We start from the raw sequence: 14,200 nt of genomic DNA, 5'->3' as shown, positions 1-14,200 counted from the left end.
CTTAATAGCGACACTTAGCCTGGAAATCATTCAACCGATAATTAACAGGTTAAATGAATAAAAACTATATATATCAATGTGTTAATTTTTGGTTTTGCATTCTGGCACGGCTGTTGCATAATACTAACCAGTGGCTCATTCACCCTCTTATGTCAGCCCCTTCGGGACGTGCTACATAAACTTCGAATGACGCACAAAAAGGTGCCTGCCGTCCAACTACTGATCATAGCGATGCTTTATCAGGCCAGGGCGAAACGTCGAGTTAGGCACCGCCTCATTCCATAACAAAGCCGGGTTTTTACCCGGCTTTGTTGTATCTGAAGGGCAGACTCAGTTACGCTCTGCGTAAACCCCCACTAAGAGAGTAATGCGTTGAAACGCTGGCCCGTTTTTCCCCGCTCCCTGCGACAGCTTGTCATGATGGCCTTCCTGCTGATCCTGCTGCCATTACTGATCCTTGCCTGGCAGGCGTGGCAAAGTCTCAATGCCTTGAGTGCTCAGGCGGCGTTGACTAACCGCACGACGCTCATCGACGCCAGGCGCAGTGAAGCGATGACCAATGCTGCGCTGGAGATGGAGCGTAGCTATCGCCAGTACTGTGTGCTTGACGATCGCACGCTGGAAAAGGTGTATCAGAATCAGCGTAAACGCTATAGCGAGATGCTGGATGCCCACGCAGGAGTGTTGCCGGATGACAACCTGTATAAAGCGTTACGTCAGGATCTGAACGACCTTGCTCAGCTACAGTGTAAAAATAGCGGTCCGGATACGACTGCCGCCGCGCGCCTGGAGGCCTTTGCCAGCGCCAACACCGAGATGGTTCAGTCAACGCGTACCGTGATTTTCTCGCGCGGCCAGCAGCTTCAGCAGGAGATTGCCGAACGTGGACAGTTCTTCGGCTGGCAGGCGCTGGTGCTGTTCCTGGTGAGTCTCGGGCTGGTTCTGCTCTTTACCCGCATGATCATCGGCCCGGTGAAGGGCATTCAGCGTATGATTAACCGTCTGGGAGAGGGAAAATCGCTCGGTGATACGGTTGCCTTTAAAGGTCCGCGTGAGTTGCGGTCCGTTGGCCAGCGTATTATGTGGCTGTCTGAACGTCTGGCATGGCTCGAATCTCAGCGTCATCAGTTTCTGCGCCATATTTCCCATGAGCTTAAAACGCCGCTGGCCAGCATGCGTGAGGGCACGGAACTGCTGGCGGACGAAGTGGCTGGGCCGCTGACCACCGAACAGAAAGAGATTGTCGAGATCCTTGATGCCAGCAGCCGCAATCTGCAAAAGCTGATTGAGCAACTGCTGGATTACAACCGCAAGCTGGCTGATGGCGCGGTTGTACTGGAAAACGTCGAGATTGAGCCGCTGGTGGATATGGTGATCTCCGCTCATAGCTTGCCAGCAAGAGCTAAAATGATGCATACCGGTGTAGAACTGAATGCGCCAGCGTGTCTGGCTGAACCCATGCTGTTAATGAGCGTTCTGGATAATCTTTACTCCAATGCGGTGCACTATGGTACTGAATCCGGTAACATTTATATCCGAAGTTATACGAATGGTTCACGGGTGTTTATTGACGTCGCTAACACCGGCACCCCGATCCCCGATGACGAAAAAGCCATGATATTTGAGCCCTTTTTCCAGGGGAGTCATCAGCGTAAAGGTGCGGTTAAAGGAAGTGGTCTGGGCTTGAGCATCGCCCGAGACTGCATACGACGCATGCAGGGTGAGCTAAACATTGTCACGGACGAACGTTCGGATGTTTGCTTCCGTATCGAATTGCCCCTGAGCCGGAAAAATCAATAACATGAATCTATGTCTGGTGAGTATGTCACACGTCTTTTTCCGCGCCGTACGCGCGGTGTTTTCCCGCAACACGCTTCGCCTGAGCTTGCCTTGTTTATTTCTGGCAGGATGTGTTTCCCATGCGCCGCAAAGTGCAATTAGCGATAAACAAGAAGATAAATGGCCAGATAACCAACTGGCAGACTTTCTTTCAACCCGCTGTGAGGACATCTGGAACCTGTCAGGTCATGACGTTGAAAGCAACCCACTGTTCTGGCTACGCGGAATAGATTGCGCCCAGCGTCTGGCACCGGTAGACGCTCGTTCTAAAGCAGCGATGCTGGATGACGACACCTGGCAGGACGCTTTCAAGCGCGGGATTTTACTGGCAGATGCGAAAATCACACCCGTTGAACGCCGTGCCAACGTGACCCGGCTGGACATGTTTGTGGTCAACCTTCCGGTCCAGATTCGCCCGGTATATCAGCTCTGGCGTGATGGGCAGACATTACAACTTCAACTGTCTGAAGAGCGCTCCCGCTACAGCAAATTGCAACAGTCCACCGACAGCGAACTTGATACGCTGCGTCAACAGCAGCAACATTTGCGTACGCAACTGGATACCACGACGCGTAAGCTGGAAAACCTGACCGATATCGAAAGACAGCTTTCGTCGCGTAAATATCAGCCGGGGAGTTCATCTGCTGCACCGGACAGCGATACGCCGAAACAAGAGGATGTGAAGCCATGACCAGCCGTAAACCTGCCCATCTCTTACTGGTGGATGACGATCCCGGGCTGTTAAAGCTGCTGGGCATGCGTCTGGTGAGTGAAGGCTACAGCGTGGTAACCGCTGAGAGCGGGCAGGAGGGGCTGAGAATTCTCAGCCGCGAGAAGATTGATCTGGTGATAAGCGACCTGCGGATGGACGAAATGGACGGCCTGCAGCTGTTCGCGGAGATCCAGAAGCAGCAGCCGGGCATGCCTGTCATTATTCTCACGGCGCACGGGTCGATTCCGGATGCGGTTGCCGCGACCCAGCAGGGGGTGTTCAGCTTCCTGACCAAGCCGGTGGACAAAGATGCGCTTTACAAGGCTATCGACAGCGCGCTGGAACATGCCGCCCCGTCGAATGATGAAGCGTGGCGGGAGTCTATCGTCACCCGCAGCCCTATTATGCTGCGTCTGCTCGAACAGGCCCGTATGGTGGCGCAATCTGACGTCAGCGTGCTCATTAACGGCCAGAGCGGTACCGGGAAAGAGATCCTCGCGCAGGCGATTCATAATGCCAGCCCGCGCAGCAAAAACGCTTTTATTGCGATTAACTGCGGCGCACTCCCGGAACAGCTGCTCGAATCTGAACTGTTTGGGCATGCCCGCGGCGCTTTCACTGGCGCGGTAAGCAGCCGGGAAGGGTTATTCCAGGCAGCGGAAGGCGGCACGCTTTTCCTGGATGAGATTGGCGACATGCCTGCGCCGCTGCAGGTTAAATTACTGCGTGTGTTGCAGGAACGAAAAGTTCGCCCGCTGGGCAGCAACCGCGATATTGATATTAATGTGCGTATTATTTCGGCGACACACCGTGATTTACCGAAGGTGATGGCCCGCAACGAGTTTCGCGAAGATCTCTACTACCGTTTGAACGTGGTGAACCTGAAGATCCCAGCGCTGGCCGAACGTGCGGAAGACATTCCCCTGCTGGCGAACCATCTTTTACGCCAGGCGGCCGATCGCCATAAACCGTTCGTTCGTGCGTTTTCCACCGATGCGATGAAAAGGTTGATGGCCGCAAGCTGGCCGGGCAACGTGCGTCAACTGGTGAACGTAATTGAGCAGTGCGTCGCGCTGACCTCATCACCGGTTATCAGCGACGCGCTGGTGGAGCAGGCACTGGAAGGGGAAAACACGGCATTGCCGACGTTTGCCGAAGCGCGGAATCAGTTCGAGCTGAACTATTTGCGTAAGCTGCTGCAAATTACCAAAGGCAACGTGACCCACGCGGCGCGAATGGCGGGGCGTAACCGCACCGAATTCTACAAGTTACTGTCTCGGCACGAGCTGGAAGCGAACGATTTTAAAGAGTAGTACCGCAAAATTCGCTTGAATATGATACTGTGAGCAACCGATTACGAAGCAGCTTACAGGCAAGAGTTTAAGGACCCACCATGAAAAAGATCGATGCGATTATTAAACCTTTCAAACTGGATGATGTACGTGAAGCGCTGGCGGAAGTTGGCATCACCGGGATGACCGTGACGGAAGTGAAAGGTTTTGGTCGTCAAAAGGGCCACACCGAGCTTTACCGTGGCGCAGAGTACATGGTGGACTTTCTGCCGAAAGTGAAAATTGAAATCGTGGTGAGCGACGACATCGTGGATACCTGTGTGGATACCATCATTCGCACGGCGCAGACGGGCAAAATCGGCGACGGCAAAATCTTCGTCTTTGACGTGGCGCGCGTGATCCGTATCCGTACCGGCGAAGAAGACGACGCGGCGATTTGATGGTATTCCTTCGCTGCCATTCCCTGGCGGCGAAGGGGCTTTTAATCGTGCTCTGTTTCCGGCAACGTGAGTGGAGAAGGGGTAAAACATCTTCTCAAACCAACGAATGTAACGATCAGTACCACGCAGCCTAGCGTCCACCCGCTCATCTGAGAGAAAAAGTGGGCATAGGCAGCAACCGCCGTATCGTTAATCTGTGGCTCTGTGGTTTGTTGCGCCACGCGTCCTGCCAGCCAGTTGGCTACTGCGCCTGTTGCCAGCATATAAATCCCCGTTAACAGACCTGTGATGCCCGGTAGATTCAGACGGGTGATTTGCGCCATCGCTACCGGGTCGATAAACAGTTCGGCGAAACCCATTAGCGCCAGGCCGGCGATCATCATCCCCATTGAGACCTGTCCGTTTAACCCGCCATGACGTGCATTCAGCGCCAGTAACATAAAACCAACGCTCATTAACAACAGACCTAATGCGAACTTCAGCCATACGCGTAGCGCTGAGCGTATTTTCCCTTCCGGACGCGCTAGCCAGGAAAGGGCAATACCTGCTGCCATTACTGCAATGGCATTAACTGACTGAAACAGTGCAGTTGGCACCTCAATATTAAGCAACTGTCGGTTAACAAAGCGGTCGATAAACAGGCTGATAGTACTGCCACCCTGCTGTGCCAGCACCCAGAACAGCGTCCCTGTCATCATCAGTATCGCGATTTGCCACAGTGCGCGGCGATGCTCAGGAAATCTCATCATAATGCGCGCCACCATTATCACAGCAAACGCGCACACGGCGACCAGTAGATAACCAGAGCCATTATTCTCCAGTAACAGGGTAAAAAAGAGGGGCGCGATGCACAGCATTATCAGCAGCCAGCCCCAGACCGGAAGGAGATACTTTTTGCTGCGTAATGCCTGTTTATTGACGCCGCGCGTATGGTGGAAGTGGTGATGCCCGCTGAGGAAAATCAGCAAACCTGCAAACATGCCGATCCCGGCCAGTGCAAAGCCAATATGCCAGCCGTACCATTGCGCCGCCAGTCCACAGGCAATCGGCGCAGCAATGGAGCCAATGTTCCCTGCGGCATATAACAGCGAAAATCCGCCATCACGACGTGGATCGTCGTGGGCATAAAGTTCTCCCAACAGACAACTGATATTGGATTTAAACAGACCGTAACCACATATGATTATCGCCAGTGCAACGTACAGAGTGCGGGTTGAGTCAGATTCGATACCTAACACCACATGGCCGAACGTCATCAGCAATGCACCGGTAATAATGGCCGTGCGGTTGCCAAGCAGGCGGTCAGCCAGCCAGCCGCCGAGAATAGGGGTGACGTAGACCAAAGATGCGTAAGCGCTAAAGAGTGTGATGGCGTGGCTATCGTCGAAACCAAGCTGATGGGTAAGGTAGAGGATAAGCAGAGCACGCATGCCGTAAAAGCTGAAATATTCCCAGATTTGAATCGCCACGATGTAATAAATCGCGCGCGGTTGTGAGGGTGTTTTCATGTTATCTCCTTGCGGCGTGAAAAAGGGAAGTGGCAAGCCACTTCCCTTTAGTCTTTATTTATCGTTTTTCAGTACCTTAACGGTATAACGACCATCCGCCTGGCGATATGCACCATGGATGTCGGTTTCAAAGCCTGGATAGTGAGCACCTATTTCGCACAGCATTTGCAGGAATTCCAGCACTGGACGGCTCTCTTCAGTGATCATCTCACCAGGCATAACCAGCGGTACTCCTGGAGGATATGGCAGGATCATATTGGCGTTGACGCGGCCCACCATCTCACTGAGATAGACCTCTTCCGTCTCACCATGCAGCTCTTTCTGGAACGCGGCATACGGCGTTATCACCATTTTTGGCAGCACTTCAAATGCACGGAACATCAGATCCGGCAGATTATGATGCTCAACGAGTTTATGAATGTTCTGTGCAAGCTCCTGAATGCGCATGCTTTCGTAGAACTCAGGATTCTCACGATAGAGCGATGGCAGCATGTTTTTCACGCGCAGATTGAGATCGAAAGCGCGTTTGAAATCGGTGAGTGCGCGGAGCAGACTCAGGGCTTTCGTTTTATCAATACCGATGCTGAACAGGAACAGCAGGTTATACGGACCCGTTTTCTCAACCACGATGCCTTGTTCATCAAGGTATTTCGCGATGATACTGGCAGGAATACCGAAGTCGTCCATGGTGCCATCTTTCTTCATCCCCGGTGTCAAAATGGTGACTTTAATCGGGTCGAGATACATATGCTCGTTATCAATGTTCTTGAAACCGTGCCATGCACTATCGGAACGCAGAGGCCAGCATTCAGGCTCATCAATGTGTTCCGGCTGCCACACATCGAAGAACCAGCCTTCAGATTCGCCTTTCAGACGTTTAATCTCTTTGCGGAATTTCACTGCGCGCTGAATAGAACCGTCGATCAGACGCTTACCGGCATTACCTTTCATCATCGCCGCAGCGGTTTCAGTGGATGCCACAATCCCATAGTGCGGAGAGGTTGTCGTGTGCATCATGTAAGCTTCGTTGAAGGTCTCTTCGTTTACGTCGCCTTTTACATGAATCATCGAAGCCTGAGAAAACGCCGCCAGCAGTTTGTGCGTGGACTGAGTTTCATAAATCACTTTACCTTCCACACGACCGCCGCTCATCCCACTTTTACCCGCGTAAATAGGGGAGAAATTGGTATAAGGTACCCAGGCCGAGTCAAAGTGGATGGATTTTACATCCAGCGTTTTCTTGATGTAGTCGGTGTTGTAGAGCAGACCATCGTAGGTGGAATTGGTTATAACGGCGTGCACTGGCCAGGTCGCGTTTGGCGTCTCTTTTACGCGTTTGGCAATGGTTGCATGCTGAAGTTCGCTCTGCGGGATCCCGCCGAGAATACCGTATGCGTTACGGGTTGGTCGGAAATAGATCGGTGTAATATCGCTCATCATCATCAGATGCGTCAGCGATTTATGACAGTTTCGATCGATCAGTACAGTGCTGCCTGCAGGTGCTGAGTACATGCCGACAATTTTGTTCGCTGTGGATGTACCGTTGGTCACCATGTAGCTGCGCTCAGCATTGAATACCCGAGCGATATACTCTTCTGCCTCTTTGTGAGGGCCGCTATGGTCAAGCAGTGAACCGAGTTCGGATACGGAAATCGAGATGTCAGATTTCATGGTATTAGGGCCGAAGAAGTCGTAGAAAAGACTCCCTACCGGGCTTTTCTGGAACGCGGTGCCGCCCATATGGCCAGGTGTACAGAACGTATATTTACCTTCGCGAACATATTTGAACAGCGCTTTGGTCAGCGGGGGCAAAATCGTGTCGATATATTCATCTGTGTTCTGTTTGATTTTGGCGGCGATATCGTCAGCGGCACCGAGAGCATACTCAAAGAAACGTACTTTCATACGCAGATCGTTGAGGCTGACGTCGAGCGTGGAGTATGAATTAGCGAATGCATACAGCGGCATGTATTCGTTCATTTTGCTGATATCTTCACACAGCTCGAGATTGTATTTATCCCAGTCGAAAATAACGCCGCACAGACGCGCATTGTTCTCAATGAGTTTTAGTAAGTCTTCGCGGTCATTAGGGTAAACAATACGGAAATCCAGACGCTCAAGTGCGCGGTGGAGCTCACGGATAGGTTCTTCTTTAAAGTAAACGCCCATGTGATTCATGATAGCGATAACATTCATAGTCTTATCTCCAGGTGTAGAAAACCCCTCCCGTCACGGTGTGACAGGTGTCAGGAAGGGCTATAAGAAAGGGGGATTAAAGTGCGTCGGCGGTGGTGCTTTCGGCGTCGTTGTTATGCTGGCGCTGGTACATCTTGCGGCCATAGAACATCAGAATGACGAGGCTGACGATAAAGGTGCCAGACAGTTCGAAGGAGTTGGCCCCCATCAGTGCGATGAAGCAGAACGCGCAGCCCAGAATGGAGCAGACAAGGCTTGCCAGGTTGCGAACGTTAACGCCTTCGAAGCGAATCAGGTCAACGCAGGAGTAGAAATACGGCAGCATGGTCAGCAGTACGGCGATACCCGTCAGTTCGCCGAACAGGTCTGAGGCTTTACCGCCGCTTGAGTTCATCACGGTGATGAGAACCATCAGTACGGTCATTTTCAGCGCTGCCAGCAGCAGGCCTTTTTTCGGGATGCCATTGCTATCAACTTCGCCGTAAATTTTCGGGAAGTTACCATCGTTAGCGGCGCGAACCCCGGCCTGGCCTACCAGCATCATCCAGGAGCCCAGTGAGGTCAGGCAGGCGAAGGCGGTGAAGGCAGATACTATCGGTGCAGCCCAGTTACCCATGATGGTTGAGGCACTGATAGCGAATGGTGCGCCAGAAGCGGCCATTTCAGAGGCCGGATACATACCAGAAATTACCTGTGTTGCCGCGATATAGACAATACCGGCCAGAGCGGTACCCAGCATGGTTGCCAGAGGCACTGTGCGTTTAGGGTTTTTCACCATCCCGGTGCTTACCGCAGCGGATTCAACCCCAACGAATGCCCACAGGCAGAGCAGGATACTTTTGATCACCGCATGAGGGTCGGTAGTGGTAGAGGTGTTCCAGTTTGCCTGATAGATGGCAGCATCAAACCAGTGCCATCCCGCAATCGCAGTCACTACGACCGGGATCAGCACCAGTACCAGACCGATAGTCGTCAGGCGACTCACCCAGGTCCCACCAAGCATATTCACAAAGGTAAATAGCCAGACAATTGCAATACAGGCAATACCTGCCGGAACAGGATTATTTAATGCCGGGAAGAAGGTGGAAAGATAAGAGACAGCGGTAATACCAATTGCCAGATTACCAATCCAGTTTGCGTGGTAATAAAGCACACCGGTCTGGAAACCGAAAGCGGGAGATAATTCCCCGGCATAAGCAATTGGGCCACCTTGTTGAGGGTTTTTGGTGGCCAGGCGGGCGTAGACATATGCCAGAGACATTGCCCCAATAATGGAAATCACCCATCCCCAAATTGCAATGCCACCGATGCTGGCAAGGTTTGCGGGTAATAAAGCAATACCGCTTCCCATCATATTACCGGCGACGACACCGGTGCAGGCAAATAGGCCTATCTTTTTGGCTGAACTCATGTTCGTTTCTCCTGAATTTTATTTTGGAGGTGCGGACCGTTGTTTAAGGCTCAAAATGATCCGACCGACTGACCGCAAGGTTACGGATGCGAACAGGAGAAGTCCTAAAGATAAAGTGAAATAAAAGACAACTTCAAAAAAATGATACCCTGAGATTTTTTCGTTAACATATCAGGATAAAAATTTTATATCAGGAAAAGATAAATAATGATATCTAACAGGGGATTGATGATATTTTTATTACGGCAGGGATTGTTGCCTGGAGGTAACAATTAACACCTCCTGGCAACATTTTTACTACTTACTGAATAAATTCATTAACGCATTCAGAGGGCGCTTTCTACTCTTGTGCAAGAAACGTTTTTAAATAAGGGGCTGCTTTTTTAATGGAAGTCTGGAAAACGCCATTCTCAATCCAGTAGAGAGTGTTTTCACCCGGCCTTAAGTTAAATGCTGTAATATAAGCATCAGCCGCCAGACGATTATCACCCTTCATCTCATAGATCTTTCCCAGTAACACATAATTTAGCCAGGACATTTCGAGTTCAATACTTTTGTTAATGTTCCTGTATGCATTGTCAATATCACCTTTGCTTAATCCATTGATAGTCTGTATTTGATACCACGTTGCTGATTCCTCAATGCCGGGAAGTTGCGCGATTTTACTCAGCTCATTATTCAGCGCGGTAAGTTGAGGTTCATTGAACTGTTGCTGTGAATGTCGTAGTACATCCACCAGTACTTTTTCCAGCAGCGCATTGATAAAGTCAGGTGCGTCTTTTGCGACGACGCTGAGTAACTCGCTGGCTTTATTTAATGACACGACATCACCTTCCATAATCAACTGGTCAGCCTGGTAGAACTGCGCCAACGACAGGCTTTGCGAATTGCGGAACTGGGCAAGTTGTGCCTGCATACGAGGTGGCCAGGGCTGCGTCAACACGGCGGAGAGACTGTGGAGGAGATCTTCCTGTACCGATAACAGCGTGTTGTCGGTAATAAAGTAGCGCTTGTCCAGCATGACAGAGCTGTCTGCATTATCGACCAGCAATACAGACATAAAACATTGCTGTGCCCGGTAATGGCGTTGATTAACGAATTTGATGGTGAGTGTTTTCCCGGAGCTACTGGGTTCTGTCACGTTGTAGTTGGTTTTGTCATGCACCATAAAGGTGGAATATGTGTTCAGTGACGAGGTAATCAGGTTTCCCAGGCCGATAGCGTAGGACTGTTGAGAAGACCACTTATTGCAAGAGATACCGCGCTCAAAACGTACATCTATATCGCGTGGATTGAGTAGCAGGCGCGTTTTGGTCACCGGTGGGTGAGAATTGATAAGCGACATGATAACCAGCGCAATCAACGCACCAAGTGACAACAGAAACAGTAGCCAGGTCCAGAAGGAGGCGACACGATTTCGTCGATCGACTTTTTTCCGTGCCTGTCTGAATGAGGGAGCGGACGCTGTTTCCGGTTCAGGAAGCGTATTGATCTGTCCGGCAGGTGTCGTTTCTGGTGAGGCTATAAGCGTGGATGGCCCACTGTCGGCGCTTTCTTCAGTCATCCAGACCACCGGCGCGGTGAGCTTGTAGCCCCTCTTTGGCACTGTGGTGATGTATTCTGGACTCTGCTCATCACCGTCTTTCAGCCATTTGCGGAGTTCTGAAATGCTCTGGGTAACCACATGACTGGTGACAATATTGCGCATCCAGATGTTATCAATGATCTCATCCCGGCTCAGGACTTCATCAGGATGACTGGCGAAATACACCAAAAGATCAATTAAGCGTGGTTCAAGCGTCAGTTGGCGACCTTGTCGACTAATTTGATTTATGGACGGCGTAACTCGCCACTCGCCAACGCGTACAACAGGTTGTTGCATAAAAAAGCATCCCCAGGCGGAAAAGGGAAAAGAAAAATCATAACATGAATGACAAACTCATTATTGATAAGCCACAAGACTCAATGTTGAAGATGAAAGAAAAAAAGGATGCCGCTAAATACAGCATCCTGAGAGGAATTGGTCGGTTTACAGCACTTTATGAGGCCCGAAACACTCGTAATGAATGTTTTCAGATTTGATCCCCAGCGTAACTAACTGTCTGGCGGCAAACTGCATAAAAGCGACTGGGCCGCAGAGCCAGAATTGCATCTCTGGATTGCTGAACAGGCTCTCGTGTTTACTCAAATCCATCAAGCCCTCGCTGTCGAATCGTGCATTCTGACGGTCATCTTCATTAGGCTGGCGATACCAGGTATGCGCGGTAAAGCGTGGCAGGGTCGCCCCCAGCGTTTTTACTTCATCCGAAAAGGCATGCACATCACCGTTCTCGGCGGCGTGGAACCAGTTTACCTGTGCGGTGTGGGTTGCTTTCGCCAGCGTATCGAGCATCGCCAGCATTGGCGTTTGGCCGACACCCGCAGAGATCAGCGTAACAGGGGTATGCGTTTCAACGGCCATAAAGAAATCACCAGCAGGTGCGGCCAGATGTACCACGTCACCCACGCTGGCTTCGTTGTGCAACCAGTTTGAAACCTGACCGCCTTCTTCACGCTTCACTGCGATACGGTAACGTTTACCGTCAGGTTTGCGGGTCAGGGAGTACTGGCGGATCTCCTGATGCGGGAAACCTTCAGGCTTCAGCCAGACGCCCAGATACTGTCCTGGCTGATAATCAGCTACCGGCTGACCGTCAACCGGTTCAAATTCAAAGCTGGTAATAAGCTGGCTGCGCGGCGTTTTCTCAACGATACGAAACGCACGCGTACCTTCCCAGCCACCGTTCTTACTGGCGTTTTCGCTGTAGATTTGCGCTTCACGATTGATGAATACGTTTGCCAGCACGCCGTAGGCTTTACCCCACGCGTCCAGTACCTCCTGACCCGGACTGAACATTTCGTCCAGGGTCGCTAACAGATGGCCGCCAACGATGTTGTACTGCTCCGGTTTGATCTGGAAGCTGGTATGTTTCTGCGCGATTTTTTCCACCGCAGGCAGCAGCGCTGCCAGGTTTTCAATATTACTGGCGTAGGCCGCGATAGCATTGAACAGGGCTTCGCGCTGATCGCCATTACGCTGGTTGCTCATGTTGAAAATCTCTTTGAGCTCCGGGTTGTGCGTGAACATACGATCGTAGAAATGGGCAGTGAGTTTAGGGCCGGTTTCTACCAGCAGGGGAATAGTGGCTTTTACAGTAGCGATGGTTTGAGCGTCGAGCATGAGCGCGTCCTTCTGATGTCATTTTAATGATGTATTTTAAATGCATCTTATAAAAAATACCCCTTCGTTGTAAATGGTTCTTTGCAACATGAAAAATATGCATCACAAACCTGAAAAGAAATCGGTTGAAAATGTCGAGAGCTTTATTCCTCAAACCCTTGCGTGGCGTGAAGGAAAACGTTTGCGTAAAATCGTTTGTCAAGACCTGTTATCACAGAACTATTCAGTTATACTGTTGCCCGTCGTCCAACAGGACTGCCTTTTCAGGCAAAATTTACTTGTTAGCTGAGTCAGGAGATGCGGATGTTAAAGCGTGAAATGAACATTGCCGATTATGATGCCGAACTGTGGCAGGCTATGGAGCAGGAAAAAGTACGTCAGGAAGAGCACATCGAACTGATCGCCTCCGAAAACTACACCAGCCCGCGCGTAATGCAGGCGCAGGGCTCTCAGCTGACCAACAAATATGCTGAAGGTTATCCGGGTAAGCGTTACTACGGCGGTTGTGAGTACGTTGATATCGTTGAGCAACTGGCTATCGACCGTGCGAAAGAGCTTTTTGGTGCTGACTACGCTAACGTGCAGCCGCACTCTGGCTCTCAGGCTAACTTCGCGGTCTACACCGCGCTGCTGCAACCGGGTGATACCGTTCTGGGTATGAACCTGGCGCAGGGCGGCCACCTGACTCACGGCTCCCCGGTTAACTTCTCCGGCAAACTGTATAACATCATTCCTTACGGTATTGATGAGTCCGGTAAGATTGACTACGAAGACATGGCGAAGCAGGCGCAGACCCATAAACCGAAAATGATCATCGGCGGTTTCTCTGCTTACTCCGGTATCGTTGACTGGGCAAAAATGCGTGAAATCGCAGACAGCATCGGTGCTTACCTGTTCGTAGACATGGCGCACGTTGCGGGTCTGATTGCCGCAGGCGTTTACCCGAACCCGGTACCACACGCTCACGTTGTGACCACCACCACCCACAAAACCCTGGCGGGTCCTCGCGGTGGCCTGATCCTGGCGAAAGGCGGTGATGAAGAGCTGTACAAAAAACTGAACTCTGCTGTGTTCCCAAGCGCGCAGGGCGGCCCTCTGATGCATGTTATCGCGGCAAAAGCGGTGGCGCTGAAAGAAGCGATGGAGCCAGAGTTCAAGGTTTACCAGCAGCAGGTTGCCAAAAACGCCAAAGCGATGGTGGAAGTGTTCCTGAACCGTGGCTACAAAGTGGTCTCCGGTGGTACTGAAAACCACCTGTTCCTGCTGGATCTGGTTGATAAAAACCTGACCGGTAAAGAAGCTGACGCTGCCCTGGGCCGCGCAAACATCACCGTGAACAAAAACAGCGTACCAAACGATCCGAAGAGCCCGTTTGTGACCTCCGGTATCCGTATTGGTTCACCAGCAGTGACTCGCCGTGGCTTTAAAGAAGCGGAAGTGAAAGAACTGGCTGGCTGGATGTGTGACGTTCTGGACAATATCAATGACGAAGCGGTTATCGAGCGCGTTAAAGGTAAAGTTCTGGATATCTGCGCACGCTTCCCGGTATACGCATAATTCCTCTGCTTTGCAGAAATAAAAA

Annotated in this window: 10 protein-coding genes; 5 read left to right on the top strand and 5 right to left on the bottom strand. The window is 51.2% G+C overall.

The annotated features are described in order from the left end of the window. The first annotated feature begins 372 nt into the window (after positions 1-372). The 4 genes from qseE (at position 373) to glnB (ending at position 4,283) form a co-directional block, all read left to right on the top strand. On the top strand, positions 373-1,800 hold the full coding sequence (gene qseE / locus ACLHV9_RS18360; RefSeq protein WP_028016069.1) for a two component system sensor histidine kinase QseE/GlrK: 1,428 nt from the start codon (positions 373-375) through the stop codon (positions 1,798-1,800). 1 nt (position 1,801) lies between these two features. Continuing rightward, a complete protein-coding gene (gene qseG / locus ACLHV9_RS18355) occupies positions 1,802-2,530 on the top strand; it encodes a two-component system QseEF-associated lipoprotein QseG (protein WP_108090920.1) in 729 nt (242 codons plus the stop codon). Next, positions 2,527-3,864 carry a two-component system response regulator GlrR gene (gene glrR, locus ACLHV9_RS18350; RefSeq protein WP_028016071.1) on the top strand — a complete coding sequence of 446 codons (1,338 nt, stop codon included), beginning with the start codon at positions 2,527-2,529 and terminating at the stop codon, positions 3,862-3,864. The genes qseG and glrR overlap by 4 nt, the downstream gene beginning before the upstream one ends. A gap of 80 nt (positions 3,865-3,944) precedes the next feature. Then, on the top strand, positions 3,945-4,283 hold the full coding sequence (gene glnB, locus ACLHV9_RS18345) for a nitrogen regulatory protein P-II (RefSeq protein WP_003860685.1): 339 nt from the start codon (positions 3,945-3,947) through the stop codon (positions 4,281-4,283). Between the two features lie 41 nt (positions 4,284-4,324). On the opposite strand, the gene ACLHV9_RS18340 is transcribed toward glnB, so the two are convergent. The 5 genes from ACLHV9_RS18340 to hmpA all read right to left on the bottom strand — a co-directional run bounded on the left by ACLHV9_RS18340 (position 4,325) and on the right by hmpA (position 12,618). Further along, positions 4,325-5,791 (bottom strand): oligopeptide:H+ symporter, encoded by a 1,467-nt coding sequence (locus ACLHV9_RS18340; RefSeq protein WP_407220934.1) that lies wholly within the window; start codon positions 5,789-5,791, stop codon positions 4,325-4,327. 54 nt (positions 5,792-5,845) lie between these two features. After that, positions 5,846-7,987: a lysine decarboxylase CadA gene (gene cadA, locus ACLHV9_RS18335; protein WP_049005975.1), complete on the bottom strand. Its 2,142-nt coding sequence runs from the start codon at positions 7,985-7,987 to the stop codon at positions 5,846-5,848. A gap of 76 nt (positions 7,988-8,063) precedes the next feature. Next, on the bottom strand, positions 8,064-9,398 hold the full coding sequence (gene cadB, locus ACLHV9_RS18330) for a cadaverine/lysine antiporter (RefSeq protein WP_028016074.1): 1,335 nt from the start codon (positions 9,396-9,398) through the stop codon (positions 8,064-8,066). Between the two features lie 340 nt (positions 9,399-9,738). Continuing rightward, positions 9,739-11,280 carry a lysine decarboxylation/transport transcriptional activator CadC gene (cadC, locus tag ACLHV9_RS18325; RefSeq protein WP_108090918.1) on the bottom strand — a complete coding sequence of 514 codons (1,542 nt, stop codon included), beginning with the start codon at positions 11,278-11,280 and terminating at the stop codon, positions 9,739-9,741. Positions 11,281-11,427: 147 nt separating this feature from the next. Continuing rightward, the gene (gene hmpA / locus ACLHV9_RS18320) at positions 11,428-12,618 is read right to left on the bottom strand and encodes an NO-inducible flavohemoprotein (RefSeq protein ID WP_108090917.1); all 1,191 of its coding nucleotides are present in this window, start codon (positions 12,616-12,618) and stop codon (positions 11,428-11,430) included. Positions 12,619-12,921: 303 nt separating this feature from the next. On the opposite strand from hmpA, the gene glyA reads away from it, so the two are divergent. Beyond that, positions 12,922-14,175 (top strand): serine hydroxymethyltransferase, encoded by a 1,254-nt coding sequence (glyA, locus tag ACLHV9_RS18315; protein ID WP_028016077.1) that lies wholly within the window; start codon positions 12,922-12,924, stop codon positions 14,173-14,175. The last annotated feature ends 25 nt before the right edge of the window (positions 14,176-14,200 follow it).

Source organism: Enterobacter sp. CPE_E890, assembly GCF_046521475.1.
In the GTDB taxonomy this organism is placed as follows: Bacteria; Pseudomonadota; Gammaproteobacteria; order Enterobacterales; family Enterobacteriaceae; genus Enterobacter; species Enterobacter adelaidei.
This window is presented reverse-complemented; position numbering and strand designations above follow the sequence as displayed.